This window comes from Amycolatopsis tolypomycina (assembly GCF_900105945.1).
Taxonomy (GTDB): domain Bacteria; phylum Actinomycetota; class Actinomycetes; order Mycobacteriales; family Pseudonocardiaceae; genus Amycolatopsis; species Amycolatopsis tolypomycina.
This window is the reverse complement of record NZ_FNSO01000004.1, coordinates 4181559-4200800: the sequence shown is the minus strand read 5'-3', so window position 1 is coordinate 4200800 and position 19242 is coordinate 4181559. Positions and strand designations below refer to the sequence as shown.

Below are 19242 nucleotides of genomic sequence, written 5' to 3'. Positions count from 1 at the left end.
TCGCCGGGAATTCTTTTTCACTCCACTTCGCGGTATTTTCGCGGAATAGGTTCCGTCATCGTGAATTACGCACGGGAAGCACGATCGCCGACGCGTGCGCGGGGCCGTGGTGCACCTCCTGGTCCGCGGCGCGCAGCGTGACCGCGGTGGCGTGCGGCTCGCCGGTGCCGGGATTCCGGGCGTAGCGCGGGAAAGCGCCGCTGGAGACCTGGACGCGGATGCGGTGCCCGCGCTTGAACCGGTGCGCCGTCGGCCACAGCCGCACCGTGACGGCGGCCAGTTCGTCCGCCTCGCGCAGGCTGGTGAGGCCGTCGCAGACGTTGACCGAACGGCCGTCCGGGCCGACGTCGCAGAGCCGTACGAAGACGTCGGCGAACCGCAGGCTCGACCGGAACCAGATTTCCGCGTGCACGTCCCCGATCACTTCGACGTCTTCGCCGAGCACGTCGGTGGTGTAGGTGAGGACGTCGGCGCGCGCTTCCAGCGCCGCGTTGTCCACCCGGCCCGCGTCGGGGGCCATGCGCACGCCGCCGGCCGCGGGGGTCGGGTCCGCCGGGTCGTAGCGGTAGCGGTCCGGCGCGGACTCGCCGGGTACGTCCGTGGCCAACGTGCCCCCGGCCTGCAGGTGGAATCGTTGCGGCGCATAGCCTTCCGGCGGCCAGGAAGCGAAGTCGCGCCAAGCTTCCTCGCCCATGACGAACAGCCGGACCGGGGCCCGCTCCGGCGGTTCTTCGCCACGGGCGTGCGCGAGCCCGAATTCCAGGGCCTCCCGCAGCGTCTTGCCCGTGCTGCCGAGCAGGCTGTCGCGGCCGGCGTGGGTCCACGGCCCGACCGCCAGGCGCGGCCGCCGTCCCGCGTCCTGCAGTGTCCGGAAGTCGCGCAGCTGGCCGGGCAGGAAGATGTCGTACCAGCCGGCGACCGAGCTGACCGGGACGGTGACGTCCGCGACGCGGCTGCGGTGGTCGATCTCGGCCCAGCGCGGGCTGGTCTCCGGGTGGACCAGGATGTCCTGGATGTAGTCGGAGCGGTGGCCGATGGCGACGACGTCGGCCTGGGCGAGTGGCAGCGTGTGCAGCGCCTGCCGGAGCTTCTTCGCCTGGGTGCGTTGCCGCAGCAGCGCGAAGCGGCGTTCCTGGGTCGCGACCTGGACGCCCCACCCGAACGGCGTCTCCAGCGAAAGGCCGTCCTCGCGCAGGAACTCCAGCGTCAGCCCGGACTCGGTGACCTGCGGGACCATCGCCTTCACCTGCGGCGGCAGGCGGTCGGCGGCCGCCCACTGCACGTACCCGAGATAGCTGGCGCCGACGAGCACGATCGCGTCGCCGGACCAGGGCTGCGCCACCACCCAGTCCACCGTCGCGAGGCCGTCTTCGCGCTCCTGCCGCAGCGGGTCGAACACGCCGCCGGAGCCGAAGCCGCCGCGGGTGCTCTGGATCAGCACCTGGAAGCCGCGCTCGGCCAGCGGACGCGCCAGGATCGCGCCGAACGCGCCCCGGCGGCCGTAGGGCGTGCGCACCAGCGCGGTCGGGAGCCCGTCCCCGCCGGCGCGCGGCGCCCAGTGGTCGGCGAGCAGTGCGACGCCGTCGCGCATCGGGACGCGCAGGTCCCGCCGGACGACGAGGTGCCGGGTGGCCGGCGCGGGCAGCTTCAGCAGGCGTTCGACAAGACGGCTGATCATCGGCCGGCCTCCTTCGTGATCATCGCGGTGACGACCGAGTGCATCCGCTGCAGCCGGTCGGCGAACTCTTCCGGGTCGAGCGGGTCCGGCCCGTCGACGACCCACGTGGTGACGAACGCCCCGGCCCCGCCGGTCAGGAAGGTGGCCAGGTCCTCGACACCCTCGGCGTCGAGGCGGCCGCCGAGCGCGCGCTCGAGGTTCTCCCGGTTGAACGGGAGGAAGAGGCCGGTCAGGGCCTTGTTGAGGGCGTAGGCGGACGCCCCGGTCTGCAGCGCGCGGTAGAAGCGCCGGTACCGGGCGAAGTGCCGGCCCAGCGCCAGCAGCGACGCGCGTTCGCCGTCGGGGACCGCGAGGTCGGCGAGCTCGCCGAGCAGTTCGCGCCGGACGAGGTCGAGCGCGGCCTCCAGCAGCAGCGTGTCCCGGTCGCCGAACTGCTGGTAGAGCACCTGGCGGCTGACGTCCGCCGCCTCGGCGATCTCGGACACGGGGACGGCGGTGGAGTCGCGTTCGGACACGAGCTCGACCGCGGCCCGCATCAGGGCCGCACGTGACCGGCGCACCCGCCGGTCCTTGGCGGGCGCTTCGGTCGTCCAGTCGTCGGCCACCTGGTCGATAATGGACAGGTGTCAAGAAAATAGCAAGTGTTCGGTAACGTGGGCGGCGCGGGGGATGCGAGGATGCGGCCATGTCATCGACCATGCGGGCCTTCGTGCTCACCGGGCCGGGCGAGTGCTCGGTGCAGGAGGTCCCCGCGCCGCGGGCCGTCGCGGGCGAGGTCGTCGTCGACGTCGAACGCGCGGGCGTGTGCGGCACCGACGTCGAGTTCTTCACCGGCGCCATGGCCTACCTCCACCAGGGGCACTCGGCGTACCCGATGCGGCTCGGCCACGAGTGGGCGGGCACGGTGACGGCCGTGGGCGAGGGCGTGGACCCGGCCTGGCTCGGCCGCCGGGTCATGGGCGACACGATGCTCGGCGACCGGACGTGCCGCCGGTGCCGCCGCGGTCACCAGCACACCTGCGAAAGCCGCCAGGAGGTCGGCATCCGCGGCGGCCGGGCCGGCGCGCTGGCCGAACGCCTCGCGGTGCCGGCGTGGTCGCTGCACGCGCTGCCGTCCTCTGTGGACGCGGTGCTCGGCGCATTGGTCGAGCCGGGCGGCAACGCCCTGCGCGCCGCCCGCGCGGCCGACGTCGGCGAGGGGGACCGGGCGCTGGTCCTCGGCCCGGGCACGATCGGCCTGCTCACGGCGATGTTCCTGCGCGCGGCGGGCGCCGAGGTGCACCTGATGGGCGTCGGCTCGCTCGACTTCCCCCGCAGCCTCGGGTTCGCGAACGCGTGGACCCGGGAGACGTTGCCCTCGTTGCCCTTCGACGCGGTCGTCGACGCCACCGGCGCGGCGGGGTCGCCGTCGCTGGCGGTGGAGCTGGTGGAGCCGGCGGGCCGGGTCGTCTACATCGGACTGTCCGGGCAGCCGAGCGGCCTCGACACCCGATCGCTGGTCCTGAAGGACGTCACGGCGGTCGGGGTGCTGTCGGGTTCGCCGGGGCTGGCGGAGACGATCGAGGCGTACGCGACCGGCGCGGTCGACCCCCGCCCCCTCGTGGCGGCGACGGTGGGGCTGGGCGAGGTCGGAGCGGTGCTCGGGGGAGAGCGAACCGGCGGCGCGGGCCCCAAGATCCACATCGACCCACACCGCTAACGCCCCAATGTGGCATTGGGTGCGTTGGACGCACCGAACGCCACATTGGGTGCGTTGGATGCACCGAACGCCACATTGGGTGCGTTGGATGCACCGAACGCCACATTGGGGCGGTTAGGCGCGTGGCGACGCGAGGGTGGTCGGCCGGCTCCGTCCGCGCAGGGTGACGTCCTCGGTCGCGATCCACCGGGCCGCTTCTTCCGTGGCCGCGGACTCCACGGCCGTCCACGAGGCGAGCAGGCGGCCGGGTGCGTTCTTGGCCAGCTCGGTCAGCCGGGCCGCCTCGTTGACCGGGTCGCCGATCACCGTGTACTCGAAGCGGCGCGGGTCGCCGACGTTGCCCGCCACCGCGTCGCCCGTGGCCACGCCGATGCCGGCCGGGCCGTCCGGGACCTCGGCGGCCAGCCTGCGGGCGATCGCGCGGCCCGCGGCCAGCGCGCAGGTCGCGTGGTCCGCGAGCGGCGCGGGCGCCCCGAACACGGCCAGCGCCGCGTCGCCGACGAACTTGTTGACCAGGCCGTGGTGCCGGTCGACCTCGTCGACCACCACCGCGAAGAACCGGTTGAGCAGCCCGACGACCTCCTCCGGCGGGCGGCTCGCGGCCAGCGCCGTCGAGCCGACGAGGTCGACGAACAGCACCGACACCGTCCGGACCGTGCCGCCCAGCTCCGTCGACGTCCGCATGGCCTCGACCGCCACCTCGTGGCCGACGTGCCTGCCGAACAGGTCGCGCAGCCGCTCGCGCTCGGCCAGCCCGGCCGTCATGTCGTTGAACCCCGCCTGCAGCAGGCCCAGCTCGGTGCCGTCGTAGACCGGGATCTCGACGGCGAAGTCTCCGGCCCGGACGCGGCCGAGCGCGTCGCGGACCGAGGCGATCGGGTTGACCACCGAGCGGGCGGTGAACACCGTGACCAGCAGGCCGAAGCACAGCACGACCAGCCCGAGCGCGATCACCGACACCGCGAGCTTCGTGGTGGAGACGTCGCCGCGCACCCAGGCCAGCACCGCGGTGACGACCAGCCCGGCCACCGGCACCCCGGTGCCCAGGCACCAGAACAGCAGCATCCGCCGGTTGACGCCGCCGCTGACCGGACGCGCCGGCGCCGTGCCCGCCAGCGCCAGCGCCGCGTACGGCCGTAAGGCGAACTCGCCGAAGAGGTAGGCGATGGCGCAGACGACGACCGCGGCGAAGGCGACCACGAGGCACGCGGTGAGCGCGACGGCCGGCTGCACCAGCGCCGCGAGCCCGCCGAAGACCAGGGTCGCGATGCCCCACAACACGGCCTGGACGTACGTCAGCCGCAACGGGACGCGCAGGCTCGCCGCGCGTTCGGCGTCGGTCGGCCGGCGTCCGTCGGCCGCCCAGCGCAGGGTCCGGAGGGCGCCGCGGGTGCCCCACAGCGCGCCCGCGACGACAGCGGAAACGACGTACACGGGTACTGCGACCGCGGTGAGGCGCACCAGTTCGCCGGACATCCCCGGCGCCGGCATGAGCAGTGCCGCGAGCCCGACGACGACCAGCGCGCCGATCACGTTGGTGGCGATCAAAGCGGCCGTGAGCAGGCCTTGGACCCGTCGGCGCAACGCCGTGGCGTGCTGGTCGAGCGGCCCGAGCAGGCCGGAGCCGAACGGCTCCGCCGGGGAGCGTCCCTGTTTCACCGTTTTGAGTGTACGGTCGTTCACCGAACTGCCCGCAGACGGGTTTCCGAGTATGTGTTACGGTTGGTAACAGTGAACCTGAGTAACACCTGACGAGGAGGTCGGTCGTGACGAGCATCAGCGAATCGGGCGTGTCGGACCGGGAGACCGTGGCGCGCCGGCTGCTCGACTCGTCGGAGCAGCTGTCCTACGACCCCGTCAAGGAGGTCGACTGGGAGACGCCGCTGGACACGGACTACCACGGCGCCAGCCCGGAGTGGAGCACGCTCTACGGCACCTCCTACTGGGCGGACATGACTCCGGAGCAGCAGCGCGAACTGACCCGCCACGAGGCGGCGTCGGTGGCCAGCACCGGGATCTGGTTCGAAATGATCCTGCAGCAGATGGTGTTGCGCGACTTCTACGCCAAGGACCCCACCGACCCGGCGTTCCAGTGGGCGCTGACCGAGATCGCCGACGAGTGCCGGCACTCGATCATGTTCGCCCGCGGCGCGGCGAAGCTGCGGGCACCCGCCTACCGGCCGCGCCGGTTCGTCGTCGAGCTGGGCCGGGTCTTCAAGGCGACCGCGACCGGGGAAGCCGCCTACGCGGCGATCCTCGTCGCCGAAGAGGTCCTCGACGTGATGCAGCGAGACTGGATGCGCGACGAGCGAGTGGTCCCGTTCGTGCGCACCATCAACAACATCCACGTCGTCGAGGAGTCGCGGCACATGAAGTTCGCCCGCGAGGAGACCCGCGAGCGGCTGCGCGGCGCCGGGTGGCTGCGGCGGCAGGTCAACGGCCTGGTCGTCGCGATCGCGTCGTACTTCATCGTGACGAGCATGGTGAACGGCAAGGTCTACGAGAACGCCGGCCTCGACGGCAAGCGGGCGCGGCGCGAGGCGAAGGCCAACGAGCACCACAAGTCGATGCTGCGCTCCAGCTGTTCCGGGCTGATGGAGTTCCTGCACTCGGCGGGGCTGCTGACCCGGCCGTCGCTGTGGTTCTACAAGCGCGCGAACCTGATCTGACATGGCGTTCGCGATCACCCAGACCTGCTGCGCCGACGCGTCCTGCGTGTCGGTCTGCCCGGTCAACTGCATCCACCCGACGCCGGACGAGCCGGACTTCGGGACCACGGACCTGCTCTACATCGACCCGGCCACCTGCATCGACTGCGGCGCCTGCGCCGACGCCTGCCCGGTGGACGCGATCTTCCCGGCCGGTGAACTGACCGGGCGGCTGCGGGCGTACGAGCAGCTCAACGCGGAGTACTACGCGGGCCGGGACGTGCTCGCCGACGTCTCGGCGGCGCCGAACTTCCACCGGTGGGCGCCGCCGTCGTTCGCGCGGGTGCTGCCGAGCGACTTCGCGTCGCTGGACGTCGCCGTCGTCGGCACCGGCCCGGCCGGGATGTACGCGGTCGAAGACCTGTTGCTGCACACCAACGCCCGCGTGACGCTCGTCGACCGGCTCCCGGTGGCCGGCGGCCTGATCCGCTACGGCGTCGCGCCGGATCACCCGTCGACGAAGAAGATCGGCGAAACGTTCGCGCGGTTCCACGACCACCCGCGGCTGCGGCTGCGGCTCGGCGTCGCGGCCGGCGCGGACCTGGCCGACCGGCACGACGCGGTGATCTACGCGGTCGGCGCCACGGAGGCCCGGCGCCTCGGCGTCCCGGGCGAGGACCTGCCGGGCAGCCTGCCCGCCGCGGCGGTCGTCGGCTGGTACAACGGTCACCCGGACGTGGCGCCGCCCGACCTCTCCGCCGAGCGGGTCGTCGTGGTGGGCATGGGCAACGTGGCATTGGACATCGCCCGCATCCTGACGGCGGATCCGGAGTCATTGGCGGTCGCGCCGTCGGTGCGGGCGCGGCTGCGGTCGTCCAAGGTGCGCGAAGTGGTGCTGCTGGCCCGCCGCGGCCCGGAGGCGGCGGCGTACACGCGGCCGGAACTCCTGGAGCTGGCGGCCCGCGGCGGCCTGGTGGTGGACGCGCACGCGGGCGTGGCGGAGGCCATCGACGGGGCGGCACCGGGGGAGAAGGCGGCGTGGCTGCAGGGGGTGCCGCGTGAGCGGGTGGACTGGTCGGCACCGCCGCCGGACGGACGCCGCATCGTGCTGCGGTTCCATTCGGCGCCGCTGGCCTTCGCGGGGGACACGGAGGTGCGCGCGGTGGTGGCGACTGGTGACGTCGAGATCCCGGCCGGCCGCGTGGTCCGGGCGGCGGGCTTCCGCGGGGCACCGCTGCCGGGACTGCCGTTCGACGAGCAGGCGGGCGTGATCCCGAACGACGCGGGCCGCGTGGAAGGGCGGCCGGGGGTGTACGTGGCGGGGTGGATCAAGCGCGGCCCGTCCGGCGGGATCGGGGCGAACAAGGCCTGCGCCCGGGAGACGGTGGGGTCCTTGCTGGAGGACGCGGTGGCGGGCCGGTTGCCGATGCGGCGGCGGACCGTGGGGGCGCGGTTGTTCGGCCGGGTGTGAGGTGTGGCCGGGGGCGGGTGGCGGACGTCATGAACGACTCTTTCCTGACGTCCGGCGTCATGAAAGAGTCGTTCATGACATGGGAGGTGTTCGAAGGGGTGAGTCGCGTCGGGGGAGGGCGCGGCCGGCTTTTCAGGCCATCGCGAGCACCGGGGTCGCCGCCGCGAAGGTGTCGGCTGCGGCGAGGTCGAACTCGCCGTGGTCGGTGCCCAGCCCCTGGGCCACCAGGCCCGCCGCGGCGCAGCCGAGTACCGCGGCGTCGCGTGGTGGGCGGCCGAGGCCGACGCCACGCAGGAACCCCGCCGAGAACGCGTCGCCGCAGCCCGTGGTGTCGATCACCGGGACGGCGAATGCGGGGACGGCGAACGTCTCCGCCGCCGTCACCACCAAGGCGCCGCGGGCTCCCCTCGTCACCGCCACGCAGCCGACGCCCCGGCCGACCAGCGCGCGGGCGCCCTCCTCCAGGGTGGCGGCGCCGGTCAGGTCGAGGACCTGGTCCTCGTTGGGCAGCAGGTAGTCCAAAGAGGACAATGCCGGCTCGAGCCAGGCCAGTACGCCGGGATCGCCGGGGGCGAGCAGGTCGGCCGAGGTCACCACGCCGGCCGCGCGCGCCGGGGCGAGGATCTTCGCGGCCTTCTCGCCGCCCATCAGCTCGGGGCCGCCCAGGTGCAGGTGGGTCGCTCGGGCGATCTCCTCGTGCGGGGCGTCCGACGGCTCGTACGTGAGGTTCGCGCCCGGCACGTGGAACGCGGGCCGGCTGCCGTCCGGGCGGATCGGCAGCACCGACGCCGACGTCTGCACGTCCGCGCGGCGCAGCACCAGCGACGTGTCGACGCCGTGGCGGGCGAGCATCGCCAGCAGCAGGTCGCCGATCGGGTCGGCGCCGACCGCGCCCGCGGTGCGGACCGCCGCGCCCAGCTTGGCCAGGGTGACCGCGGTGCCGGCGGCGGTGCCGGCCGGCCCGAAGCGGATCTGCTCGACCAGTGTCGCGCCCTGACCCGCCGGGATGGCCTCGACCGGCCGGACCTGCACGTCGAACACGTGCGCGCCCAGCGTGACGACCGTCTGCGTCATCGGCCGTACCCCCGGCTCACGGCCGCCGCGACGACGGCTTCCTGCTGGGCGGGGTCCAGGACGCGCGGCGCGCCGAGCGTCGCGGCCCGCACGTACAGGCCGCACGCCCACTCCAGCAGGAGCGCGTTGTCAACCGCGGCTTCGAGCGTCGGGCCGTGGGTGACGGCGCCGTGGTTGGCCAGCAGCGCGGCGGCCTTGCCTTCGAGCGCGGTGAGGGTTTCCGCGGCCAGCTCCGCCGACCCGAAGACGGCGAACGGCGCGACCCGGATCGCGCCGCCGAGGGCCAGCTGCTGGTAGTGCACGCACGGCAGCTCGTCGAGCACCAGCGAGACGGCGGTCGCCTGCGGCGAGTGGGTGTGCACCACCGCGCCGGCGCCGTGCCGTCGGTAGATCCCCAGGTGCAGCTCCAGTTCCGAGGTCGGGGCCCGGTCGCCGTCGAGCACGGTGCCGTCCAGGTCGACGATCGTGACGTCGTCGGCCGTGGCCAGGCCCAGCACGACCCCGGTCGCCGTCACCGCCACGTGGTCGCCGACCCGCATGCTCACGTTCCCCGCGCTGCCGATGAGCAGGCCTTCCCCGGCGAGCCCGTGACAGGCCCTCGCCACCGACCGCCGCGCCTCGCCGAGCGCTGAACTCGCCACTGTCATGCGCCGAGGCTAGGATAAACCCGAAACAAAGTCACGTTCAGGTTTGGGGAGCGGATGACGACCGAGGGCAGGCTGCGCCGGGTGCCGCGCCAGGCGCGCTCGCGGGAGAAGCTGGCCAAGGTGCTCGCGGCCGCCGACCGCCTGCTCGCCGAGGAGGGCGTCGAAGCGCTGACGACGACCCGGGTCGCCGCCGAGGCCGGCGTCTCGGTGGGCGCGCTGTACCAGTACCTGCCGGACCGCGAAGCCATCACCGAGGCGCTCGGCGAGGTCTACCTCGCCCGCCTGGAGAGCCTGATGGACTCGTTCGCCGAGCAGGCGGCCGGCGAGTCGTGGCCGGACCCGGTCGGCCTGCTCGTCGACGCGTTCGCCGGGCTCTACCGCGCGGAGCCCGGCTTCCGCGCGCTGTGGTTCGGCCGCGGTCTCACCGACGGCACCCGGGAGGCCGACCGCGCGCACAAGCGGGTGATGGCCACCGGGGTGCACCGCGTGCTCGTGGCGCAGCGTCTCCTGCCCGACGACTACGCGGCCGCGGTCGCCTGCCGCACGGCGTTCCTCGCCGCGGACGCGGTGATCCAGGAGGTGTTCCGCGGCGACGGGGCGCCGGAGCTGCTGGAGCCGGTCAAGACGATGCTGCGGGCGTACCTCGGGCAGCTGCCCCGGCCGTAGCGACGAGGAACTCCTCGCCCGGCACGACCCGGAGCCCGTCGGCGCGCCCGGCGAAGTAGCGCGCGTTCAACTCCGCGCCCGACACGTGGACGGATTCGCGAAACCCGGCTTCCCGGGCCATTTCGAGGATCTCCGCAGGGGCGAAGGAACTGACGAACGGCGTCCCCGCCGCCTCCGCGCGGCTTGCCGTCGCGCGGTGCCGGGTGCGCTCGGGTTCGTCGAGGAGCTCGGCCGGCAGCAGGAACGTCATGGCCACCGTGGACCCCGGCGCAAACCCGGCGATCCGGCGCAGCGTCTCCGCGTTGGCCTCCTTCGTGAGGTACATGCTGACGCCGGTCGACGCGACGACCGCCGGGACTTCCGGGTCGAAGCCTGCGGCCGTGAGCCGGTCCCACCACGACGTCGTCTCGAAGTCGACCGGCACGAAGTGCAGCCAGTCCGGCTCGCCCAGGCCGAGTTCGTCCAGGCGCGCGCGTTTCCACGCCTGCGGACCCGGCTGGTCCACTTCGAACACCCGCAGCCGGGCCGCGATTTCCGGGCGGCGCTGGGCGAACGTGTCCAGCCCGGCCCCGAGAACGACGTACTGCCCGGCACCGCGGGCCGCCTGCTCGCCGACCAGGTCCTCGACGAACCGGGCGCGCGCCACCATGCCGGCGCGGTAGCGGCCGGCGGTCGCGATGTCCATGTCGTCGCGGTCCCGCCAGCCGTCGCCGGGTGCGGCCAGCCGCAGGCCGAGCTCGTCGGCGAACACGTGGGGCGGCTCGTCGACCGCGACGTGCAGGGCCCGCCACAACGCGGTGCGCACCGCCGTGCTGTCCGGTGCGGGCACGTCAGGCCTTCCTCGGTGCCGACAGCGTCCACGTCCGTCCGTCGGGGTCTCGGACGGTCATTTCCCTGGTCCCGTAATGGGTTTCCTCGAACGGCGTGACGACCTCGACGATGTCGTCTGCCGCGAACTCGTCCGCGTCCGGGACCTTGAACACGACCTGCGTCCGCGGCTCCCGGCTCTCCGGCACCTCGGCGATGAACAGCCAGGGGCCGTCGCCGTTGCGCAGCTGCCCGGAGTTGTGGTCGGTGGCGAACTCGACCTCGTAACCCAGTGCTCGGAAGAACTTGGCCGCCTTGCCCCAGTTGTGCGTCTCCAGGTAGATCGCCTCGACGCCCTCGGTCGTCATGTCAGTGCTCCTCTTCGGGATCGGATTCGAGGTAGGCGCGCAGCGCTTCGGCGACGAGCGCCGAGAGCGACTGCTCGGTCTCGATGGCCCGGTGCTTGACCTGCCGGATCAGGCCGATCGGCAGGTACACGTTGAACTGCTTGACGTCGTCATCGCCCACACCCCGAGGCTAGCATGCTAGCAAGCTAAGTAGGCAAGTCCCGCTGTCCGGCGCTTGACGCGGCACCGTGGGCGGCCGACAATCCACCCCGAGAGTGTTAGCGCTAACAATCCTCGACGACGAAACCGGAGCGATGCCGTGAAGCTGCGCCTCGGACTGTCCGCCTTCCTGCTGGTCGCCGGAGTGGTTCCCGGGGTCGGCTCCGCCGCGGCGAGCACGACCGCCGCCGACGAGGTCGCCGTGCCGCCGCCGGCCATGGGGTGGGCGTCCTGGAACACCTTTGCCGCCAAGATCGACTACAACACCATCAAGGCGCAGGCCGACGCGCTCGTGTCGAGCGGCCTCAAGGACGCCGGGTACAGCTACGTCAACATCGACGAAGGCTGGTGGCAGGGCACCCGTGACAGCGCCGGGAACATCACCGTCGACACGGCCGAATGGCCCGGCGGGATGCAAGCGATCGCGGACTACCTGCACGGCAAGGGACTCAAGGCCGGGATCTACACCGACGCCGGCCGCGACGGCTGCGGCTACTACTTCCCGACCGGGCGGCCCGCGGCGCCCGGGAGCGGCAGCGAAGGCCACTACCTGCAGGACATGCTGCAGTTCCAGCGGTGGGGCTTCGACTTCGTCAAGGTCGACTGGTGCGGCGGTGACGCCGAGGGCCTCGACCCGAAGAGCACCTACCAGGCGATCAGCGACGCCAACAAGGCCGCGACCGCGCAGACGGGCCGCACGCTCACGCTGTCGATCTGCAACTGGGGCAAGAAGAACCCGTGGAACTGGGGCGCCGGGACGGCCCCGATGTGGCGCACCAGCACGGACATCATCTACTACGGCCAGAGCGCGACCCTCGGCCAGGTGCTGACCAACTTCGACCAGGCGCAGCACGCGGTTTCGCAGCACACCGGGTACGTCAACGACCCCGACATGCTCACCGTCGGCATGCCCGGCCTCACCGACGCGCAGGCGCGCACCGAGATGAGCCTGTGGTCCGTCTCGGGCGCGCCGCTGCTGGCGGGCAACAACCTCGCGACGATGAGCGCGGCAACCAGGGCGATCCTGGCGAACCGGGAGGTCGTCGCCGTCGACCAGGACCCGCGCGGCCTGCAGGGAGTCAAGGTCGCCGAAGATGCGGCCGGGCTCCAGGTCTATGCGAAGGTCCTCAGTGGATCCGGCAGGCGCGCGGTGGTGCTGCTCAACCGGACGTCTTCGGCGGCGACGGTGAACGTCCGCTGGGCCGACCTCGGCCTGACGCCGGCCGCGGCCACCGTGCGCAACGTCTGGGCCGCCGCCGACAAAGGCGGCTTCGCCACCGGCTACGGCGTCACCGTCCCGGCGAACGACTCCGTGTTGCTGACCGTCCAGGGCACCGACGCCGCGGCCGCGCACGGCACGACGATCACCGCGGGCGCCACCGGGCTGGCCGTCGCCACCTTCACCTACAACGCGACCACCACGCAGACCGCGACCCTCGCGGTGAACGGCCAGCAGCCGACCGTCGTCGCGTTCCCGGCGACCGGGGGAGCGGCCAAGACCGTCTCCGCGGTGGTCTCGCTGGCCAAGGGGACGAACTCCCTGACGTTCTCGGGCACTGCACCGCAGGTCACCGATATTGCCGTCCTTCCGCTCCCGGGCACGGCCGGGGTCGAGGTGGTGGGCGCGCAGTCGGGCCGCTGCGTCGACGTCAACGACAACGGCATCGCCAACGGGATCCAGGCCCAGCTGTGGGACTGCGCCGGAGGCCCGAACCAGACCTGGGTGCCGTCACGCGGCCAGCTCGTCGTCAACGGCACCAAGTGCCTCGACGCCTACAACAGCGGGACGGCGAACGGCACCGCGGTGGTCGTCTGGGACTGCAACGGCCAGCGCAACCAGCAGTGGACGTTCACCGCGAACGGGACCGTCACGAACGCGGTGTCCGGGCTGTGCCTGGACGCCAGTGGCGCGGTCACCGCGAACGGCACGAAACTCATCCTCTGGACCTGCGGCGGCGGCGCCAACCAGCGGTGGACCCGGCGCTGAAACGGCGGTGGTTTCCCCGAAACCCGGATTGGCGGAACGCGTGTCGCCACGCGCACGCCGGTGGTACGTTGCGAACTGTCGGGATGAGGCGAGGCCCAGTCGTCGGCCTTGCCGGGGGGATCCGGGAGGCGCGGGCATGGTCGGTGATCGGCGGGAGTATTTCACGGCAGACGGCGTCGCGGCGATGAAATGGGGACTCACCCGCGCGGCGGCCGCCAACGCAATCGAATACCATTTGCGGGGTAACAGTGGTTCACCCTGTTGTTCCGGCACCATGGAGAAAGGATATTTCCTGTCTCCGTATCACAGCGACGGAGCCTGCAGTACCTATCGCAGTGAAAATCCCGCCGGCTACGCCAGTACGCCGGAGCCGCCCCCGGAATGGAACCACTACCGCCTGCCCGCGATCCCGGAGACGCGAACCGGCCGCCGGGACGGGACGATCACGGTGGAGGACGTCTACGGAAAACCCACGGGCGAGACGTTCGATGCCTGGGCGGACGACCCGGGCCCGGGTGGGTTCCCTTTCCACGGCTTGTACCGGAAATGGTACAAGCAGATAGAGGAAACTTTTCGTCCCTGGGCCGATGTCGGCAAGATACCCGACGAGCGGAACTTCTGGGACGCGGCCGACCGGGTCCGGGACGCGATCAGGAAACTCGAAGTCCTGAACTGCCAAGGTGAGTCGTACTACCTGGCCTGCAGCAGCCTGGGTTTGATCGGCACGTACAGTCCCGGGGAAAGCGCCGGCCCGCCGGGAAGAATGTGGGCACCGCAGATCAACGGCCCGATCGACCTGTTCGTCATCCCGCTGCAAGGGACTTTCCTGAATCTGGCCGTCTTCGCCGAGATGCTGGCGGCCCAGCTGGAAGGCCTCGGCAACATGTGGCAGAACGCCCGGCAAGGCGTCATGGAGATCGGCTGGTACGCCACCCAGCGACTGTCCGGCAGGCCCGGCGCGACCGACCTCAAGGACCTGATCCACGGCGCCGGCTACCTCCTGGCGTCCATCGGGTTCCTGAAGGTTCCCACACCGGTGGGGATCGGGGTGACCGCCGCCGGGATCGCCCTGACGGGTGCGCGGCGTGACCATCACCAGCGGAAGTACCGAACACGTGCTGGGGCAGGTTCGCACCGCACTGTACGGCAGGCAGGAGAACTGCCTTCAGGATGCACTCGAGGGTGACGAAGGCGTGTGTATCAGCATGCTGCAGGTCGCTCAGCGTCACTTCGAAAGTGGCACCACGGTATACAACGCGGAGCAGAAGTCCTATTCCACGGTGTTCACGCTGAAGCCCGGCAACATCCGCGGCGACACGGCACCCGCAACGGCGTCCGATGTCGACATCAAGGTCGAATTCGACCGGCTTCGCAAAGCGGGAAGCATCTTCGCGGACGAGCTGTCCCGAGACCTGCACGACATAGCGGGTTCCCTGCGAGAAATCCTCCCCACGAGTTCGGCGTTGGAACGTCCGGAGATCGGCGGGGGCATGGGGATAGGAATCGGCTGGACCGGCCCGTGGGACCTCTGGAACGCCAACCGCATTCTGCTGGCGGAAGCCCTCGAGAAAACCGCAGGACAGGTCGCCGGTGTCGGTGACTACCTGATCTCCGCGTCGAATTTCCTCGAACGACAGGACGCTGCGGCGAAAGAGGCACTGGAGCAGGCCGGTGCCGAACTCGATGGACAGTTCGGGTAGTGACGTGCTGCGGGTGCCGCCGTACTAGGTCGTCGACTCCCGGATCACCAGCCGGCACGGCCGCAGGTGCCGGCCGGGGGCGGGCTCGCCGTTGATCGCCGCCAGCAGCATCCCGGCGGCGGTCCGGCCGAGCGCCTCCAGTTCCATGTCGACGCTCGTCAGCGGCGGCTGACAACCCAGTGCCATGACGTCCCAGTTGTCGAAGCCGACCAGTGCGACGTCGCCGGGCACGCGGCGGCCGGCCGCCTGCAGCGCGTCGGCGGCGCCGCGGGCGATCTGGTCGCTGCCGCAGAAGATCGCGTCGAACGCGGTGTCCGCGCCCAGTAGCATCCGGACCGCCTGCCGGCCCCACGCCTCGCTCCACTCGCCGAACATCGGGCCGCCCGCGGGCTCCAGGTCGGCCTCGGCGAGCCGCTCGGCGGCGGCCACCGCGCGCACGGTCGCCGAGTGGTGCCGCTCCGGGCCGGTGATGTGGGCGATCCGGCGCCGTCCGGTGGCCAGCAGGTGCTCGACGGCATTCCGCGCGCCGCCGGCTTCGTCCGGCACGACGGAGCAGTCGTGCGGGTCGGTCGAGCTGATGAACGCGTACACGACCGGGATCGGCAGGTCCGCGCCGATCGGCGGGCGGGCCTGGGTCCGGCGGCCGGTGACGATGATGCCGTCGACCCGGCGGGAGAGCAGCGTGCGGAGGTAGTACTGCTCGCGGATCGGGTCGTCGCGGGCGTCGCAGAGGAACACCGACATCTCGCCGGCCCCGAGGGCGTCCTCGGCGCCCATCATCAGCGGGATGCTGAACCGGCCGATCGTGTCGGTGGTGATCATGCCGACGGTGTAGGTGCGGCCCGAGTTGAGGGTGACGGCCGCGCGGTTGGGCTGGAAACCCAGCTGCTCGGCCGCCGAAAGCACCCGCTGACGGGTTTCCGCGCGCAGGGACCCGCGGCCGTTGAGCGCCTTCGACGCGGTGCCGACCGAGACACCGGCCAGCAGCGCGACCTCGCTGATCGTGGCCGGCTTGGCAACGGTGCCGGGAGTTTCCGAAAGTTTCCGCGGGGGCATGGTGGCACAGTACCTCCGTGCCCGCCCGCGACCCAGCGTAACCCGCATGTCTACGGCAAATGGTCCCTTGACGGGCTGATCCAACAGTCCTAGCTTGAGTCGGCAACCGGTTTCTGAAAGTTTCCCGGTCTGGCTTCTTCGACACCCGCAGGCGGCGGCCTCCCGAGAGGAGAGTCGATGACTTCGCACATCCGAACCAGGGCACGGTGGGGGCGGGCCGCAGCCGCCGTCGCCGGGGTGCTGCTCGTCGCGGCCTGCCAGAGCGGCCCGTCCGGCGCGGCGGCGGGGGACACCGCCGCCGCGGACGACGGCACCACGATCACCATGTGGACCCGCTCGCCGACCGCCACCTTCAGCCAGACGCTGATCGACGCCTACAACGCGAGCCACCGGAACAAGGTCAAGCTGACGGTCTTCCCGGCCGACTCCTACCAGCAGAAGGTCGGGACCGCGGCGGGGGCGAAGCAGCTGCCGGACCTGCTGGCGGCCGACGTCGTCTACGCCCCGAACTACGCGGCCAAGGGCCTGTTCCTCGACGTCACCGCCCGCGTGGCCCACCTGCCGTTCTCCGGCAGCCTCGCCCCGGCGCACATGAAGGCGGCCACGTCCGGCGGCAAGCACTACGCGGTGCCGCACGACATCGACCTGTCCGCGGTGTTCTACAACAAGGTCCTGTTCACCCGTGCCGGCCTCGACCCGGCGAAGCCGCCATCCACTTTGGACGAACTCGGCGCCGCCGCCCGCAAGATCGCCGCGCTCGGCGGGGACGTCAAGGGCTACTTCTTCGGCGGCGCCTGCCCGGGCTGCCAGCTGTTCACCAGCTGGCCGATGATCTGGGCCTCCGGCGGGACGGTGCTCAACGAGCAGGGGACCGCGGCCACGCTCGACAGCCCGCAGGCGGCGCAGGTCTACTCCTGGCTGCGGCAGCTCTACGCCGACGGCGCGGTGCCGGCGTCGGCGAAGAACGAGTCCGGGCCGACGTGGACGCAGTCGTTCCTCGACGGCAGGATCGGCATCCAGCCGATGGGCGCGACGGCGTTGCAGGGCATGAAGGAGGGGCCGGACCTGCAGGTCGGCGTCGCCCCGATCCCGGGGCTGAAGGGCGGCAGCTCGTCGTTCGTCGGCGGGGACGTCATCGGCATCGGCAGCAACAGCACGCACGCCGCGGCCGCGTGGGACTTCATCGCCTGGACGCTGTCCGACCAGGCCCAGGTCGACGTCGTCGCGAAGAGCAAGAACATCACCGTCCGGTCCGACCTCGCCGACAACACCTACGCCAAGCAGGACCCTCGGCTCGGCGTGTTCAACCGGCTGGCGAGCGAGGGCCAGACGCCGATCTCGGTGAACTTCGGCAAGACGTTCAACGACACCAACGGGCCCTGGACGTCGACGGTGATCGACACCGTCTTCGGCGGCGGTGACGTCGGATCGATCCTGAAGCAGCACAACGCGGCCGTCACCGATTCCTTGGCCGGCGGCAGCTGATCATGGTGTCGCTGCTTCCCCCGCGGGTGTCGGCGCCGGAGTCCCCGGCGCCGGCACCCCGCCGCCGGGGCTCGATCGCCCGCGGCCGCCGCCGGCTGGGGATCGCCTACGCCGCTCCGATGGCCGTGCTGGTCGCCGTCTTCTTCGTCGTCCCGCTCGGGCTGATGCTGTGGATGTCGGTCAACCACTGGCCGCTGGTCGGCGCCTCGTACCCCAACGGCGTCGGGAACTTCGACGCGTTGAGCGACCCGCTGTTCCTTCGTGCGGTGTGGTTCACGCTCAAGTACACGCTGGTCACCACCCTCGTGCTCAGCCTCGTGGCCTTCGGGCTGGCGCTGCTGGTGCAGCACAACCGGCGGGGCACGGGCCTCGCCCGCACGGTCTTCTTCCTGCCCAGCGTGGTCGGGCTCGCGTCGACGACGCTGCTGTTCTACGGCTTGTTCACCACCGACTCGTCGGCCCTCAACCAGGTCGTCGAGTTCCTCGGGCTGGGCCGGGTGGACTGGCTCGGCTCCGGCGGGAACGCGCTCGCCTCGACGGTCGGGATGATCACCTGGCGGTTCGCCGGGTTCTACATGCTCATCCTGATGACCGGCCTGCAGAGCATCGACCCGGCGCTGTACGAGGCCGCGCGCATCGACGGCGCGAACCCGTGGCAGATCCTGTGGCGGGTGACGCTGCCGCTGCTGCGGCCGACCCTCGCGCTGGCGATGGTGCTGTCGCTGACGGGCTCGCTGCTGGCGTTCGACCAGTTCTTCATCCTCACCGGCGGCCGCCACGACACGGCCACGGTCGTCATCGACATCTACCGCGAGGCGTTCCTGTCCCAGGACCTCGGGCGCGCGGCCGCGGTCTCGGTGGCCACGCTCGCCGTCCTCATCGTCCTCAACGTCGCCCAGCTGCGCCTGATCCGCCGGGAGGGGAAGTGAACCGGCTCCGGGCCGCGGGCGCGGGGGTCACCGGCGCCGCGCTGGCCGTGCTGTTCCTCCTGCCGCTGCTGTGGACGCTGTACTCGTCGCTGACCGGGCGGGAGGCCGGCGACTCCGGCACCGACAACTACCGGCGGCTCGCGGACTACGGCAGCGGCCTCGGCACCTACCTGCTCAACACGACGGTGGTGGCCCTGGTCGCGGTCAGCGTCACGGTGGTGGCGACGACGCTCGGCGGCTACGCGATGGCCCGGCTCGCCTTCCCCGGGCGCACCCTGCTGTTCCTGGTCACCCTGGCCATCCTGATGGTGCCCTACACGACGATCCTGGTCCCGCTCTACATCCTGCTCGGCTGGCTCGGCCTGCAGAACTCCCTGCTCGGCCTGGGCCTGGTGATGGCCGTGCTCCAGCTGCCGTTCGGCCTGTTCATGATGCGCAACTCCTTCGAGGCGCTGCCGGTGGAGCTGGAGGAGGCGGCGCTGATCGACGGCTGCTCGATCGGCGGCGCGCTGCGCAGGGTGCTGCTGCGTGGCGTCCTGCCCGGCGTCGTCACGGTGGCGCTGTTCTCGTTCCTGGCGGCCTGGAACGAGTTCGTCGCCCCGCTGATCTTCCTCACCGACGGCGAGAAGTTCACCCTGCCGGTCGCCCTGTTCAACCTCCAGTCCGGCAGCCTCGGCTCGGTCGACTTCGGGGCCCTGCAAGCGGGAGTGGTGGTCTCCGCCCTGCCGTGCGTGGCGGTCTTCCTCGTCCTGCAGCGGTACTACGTCCGCGGCTTCACCTCGGGAGCCCTCAAGGGCTGAGACATCCACAGGCTGACAGGGAGCACCTC

Annotated in this window: 19 protein-coding genes; 10 read left to right on the top strand and 9 right to left on the bottom strand. The window is 71.7% G+C overall.

All coding sequences use genetic code 11. The features are described from left to right. Positions 1-55: 55 nt before the first annotated feature. Together BLW76_RS29230 and BLW76_RS29225 are read right to left on the bottom strand one after the other, a co-directional pair. Positions 56-1678 (bottom strand): CocE/NonD family hydrolase, encoded by a 1623-nt coding sequence (locus BLW76_RS29230; protein WP_091313320.1) that lies wholly within the window; start codon positions 1676-1678, stop codon positions 56-58. After that, the gene (locus BLW76_RS29225; protein ID WP_091313318.1) at positions 1675-2283 is read right to left on the bottom strand and encodes a TetR/AcrR family transcriptional regulator; all 609 of its coding nucleotides are present in this window, start codon (positions 2281-2283) and stop codon (positions 1675-1677) included. The genes BLW76_RS29230 and BLW76_RS29225 overlap by 4 nt, the downstream gene beginning before the upstream one ends. 80 nt (positions 2284-2363) lie before the next feature. Between BLW76_RS29225 and BLW76_RS29220 the strand changes: the two genes are divergently transcribed. Further along, positions 2364-3377, top strand: a complete 1014-nt coding sequence (locus BLW76_RS29220; RefSeq protein ID WP_091313315.1) for a zinc-dependent alcohol dehydrogenase — start codon at positions 2364-2366, stop codon at positions 3375-3377. Between the two features lie 114 nt (positions 3378-3491). On the opposite strand, the gene BLW76_RS29215 is transcribed toward BLW76_RS29220, so the two are convergent. Further along, on the bottom strand, positions 3492-5036 hold the full coding sequence (locus BLW76_RS29215) for an adenylate/guanylate cyclase domain-containing protein (protein WP_091313313.1): 1545 nt from the start codon (positions 5034-5036) through the stop codon (positions 3492-3494). 107 nt (positions 5037-5143) lie between these two features. Between BLW76_RS29215 and BLW76_RS29210 the strand changes: the two genes are divergently transcribed. Together BLW76_RS29210 and BLW76_RS29205 are read left to right on the top strand one after the other, a co-directional pair. After that, positions 5144-6046 (top strand): AurF N-oxygenase family protein, encoded by a 903-nt coding sequence (locus BLW76_RS29210; RefSeq protein ID WP_091313311.1) that lies wholly within the window; start codon positions 5144-5146, stop codon positions 6044-6046. 1 nt (position 6047) lies between these two features. Further along, entirely contained in the window at positions 6048-7496 is a 1449-nt protein-coding gene (locus BLW76_RS29205) for an FAD-dependent oxidoreductase (RefSeq protein WP_091313308.1), read from the top strand. Between the two features lie 132 nt (positions 7497-7628). On the opposite strand, the gene BLW76_RS29200 is transcribed toward BLW76_RS29205, so the two are convergent. Further along, positions 7629-8570, bottom strand: a complete 942-nt coding sequence (locus tag BLW76_RS29200; protein WP_091313307.1) for a carbohydrate kinase family protein — start codon at positions 8568-8570, stop codon at positions 7629-7631. Next, positions 8567-9217 carry a class II aldolase/adducin family protein gene (locus BLW76_RS29195; protein ID WP_091313304.1) on the bottom strand — a complete coding sequence of 217 codons (651 nt, stop codon included), beginning with the start codon at positions 9215-9217 and terminating at the stop codon, positions 8567-8569. The genes BLW76_RS29200 and BLW76_RS29195 overlap by 4 nt, the downstream gene beginning before the upstream one ends. Positions 9218-9271: 54 nt before the next feature. Here BLW76_RS29195 and BLW76_RS29190 point away from each other — a divergent pair, with 54 nt between their 5' ends. Beyond that, positions 9272-9883, top strand: coding sequence for a TetR/AcrR family transcriptional regulator (locus tag BLW76_RS29190; RefSeq protein WP_091313302.1), 612 nt, complete (start codon positions 9272-9274; stop codon positions 9881-9883). On the opposite strand, the gene BLW76_RS29185 is transcribed toward BLW76_RS29190, so the two are convergent. Genes BLW76_RS29185 through BLW76_RS29175 form a run of 3 tightly spaced genes read right to left on the bottom strand, consistent with a single transcriptional unit; the run spans position 9837 to position 11218 of the window. Beyond that, a complete protein-coding gene (locus BLW76_RS29185; RefSeq protein WP_091313300.1) occupies positions 9837-10712 on the bottom strand; it encodes a class I SAM-dependent methyltransferase in 876 nt (291 codons plus the stop codon). The two genes, BLW76_RS29190 and BLW76_RS29185, sit on opposite strands and share 47 nt — an antisense overlap. A gap of 1 nt (position 10713) precedes the next feature. Further along, positions 10714-11058 (bottom strand): VOC family protein, encoded by a 345-nt coding sequence (locus BLW76_RS29180; RefSeq protein WP_091313298.1) that lies wholly within the window; start codon positions 11056-11058, stop codon positions 10714-10716. Position 11059: 1 nt separating this feature from the next. Continuing rightward, a complete protein-coding gene (locus BLW76_RS29175) occupies positions 11060-11218 on the bottom strand; it encodes a ribbon-helix-helix protein, CopG family (protein WP_091313296.1) in 159 nt (52 codons plus the stop codon). 138 nt (positions 11219-11356) lie between these two features. On the opposite strand from BLW76_RS29175, the gene BLW76_RS29170 reads away from it, so the two are divergent. The 3 genes from BLW76_RS29170 (at position 11357) to BLW76_RS29160 (ending at position 14943) form a co-directional block, all read left to right on the top strand. Beyond that, positions 11357-13243, top strand: a complete 1887-nt coding sequence (locus tag BLW76_RS29170) for a ricin-type beta-trefoil lectin domain protein (protein WP_091313293.1) — start codon at positions 11357-11359, stop codon at positions 13241-13243. 136 nt (positions 13244-13379) lie between these two features. After that, the gene (locus tag BLW76_RS29165; RefSeq protein ID WP_143060704.1) at positions 13380-14429 is read left to right on the top strand and encodes a hypothetical protein; all 1050 of its coding nucleotides are present in this window, start codon (positions 13380-13382) and stop codon (positions 14427-14429) included. Beyond that, a complete protein-coding gene (locus BLW76_RS29160; RefSeq protein WP_143060703.1) occupies positions 14329-14943 on the top strand; it encodes a hypothetical protein in 615 nt (204 codons plus the stop codon). The genes BLW76_RS29165 and BLW76_RS29160 overlap by 101 nt, the downstream gene beginning before the upstream one ends. A 24-nt stretch (positions 14944-14967) precedes the next feature. Here BLW76_RS29160 and BLW76_RS29155 read toward each other — a convergent pair whose 3' ends face one another. Beyond that, on the bottom strand, positions 14968-15999 hold the full coding sequence (locus tag BLW76_RS29155) for a LacI family DNA-binding transcriptional regulator (RefSeq protein WP_091313286.1): 1032 nt from the start codon (positions 15997-15999) through the stop codon (positions 14968-14970). A gap of 177 nt (positions 16000-16176) precedes the next feature. On the opposite strand from BLW76_RS29155, the gene BLW76_RS29150 reads away from it, so the two are divergent. The 3 genes from BLW76_RS29150 to BLW76_RS29140 are packed head-to-tail and all read left to right on the top strand — an operon-like array spanning position 16177 to position 19213. Continuing rightward, positions 16177-17484 carry an ABC transporter substrate-binding protein gene (locus BLW76_RS29150; protein ID WP_091313283.1) on the top strand — a complete coding sequence of 436 codons (1308 nt, stop codon included), beginning with the start codon at positions 16177-16179 and terminating at the stop codon, positions 17482-17484. A gap of 2 nt (positions 17485-17486) precedes the next feature. Continuing rightward, positions 17487-18413: a carbohydrate ABC transporter permease gene (locus tag BLW76_RS29145; protein WP_091313280.1), complete on the top strand. Its 927-nt coding sequence runs from the start codon at positions 17487-17489 to the stop codon at positions 18411-18413. Continuing rightward, positions 18410-19213 (top strand): carbohydrate ABC transporter permease, encoded by an 804-nt coding sequence (locus BLW76_RS29140; RefSeq protein ID WP_091313277.1) that lies wholly within the window; start codon positions 18410-18412, stop codon positions 19211-19213. Before BLW76_RS29145 ends, BLW76_RS29140 begins: the two co-directional genes overlap by 4 nt. The last annotated feature ends 29 nt before the right edge of the window (positions 19214-19242 follow it).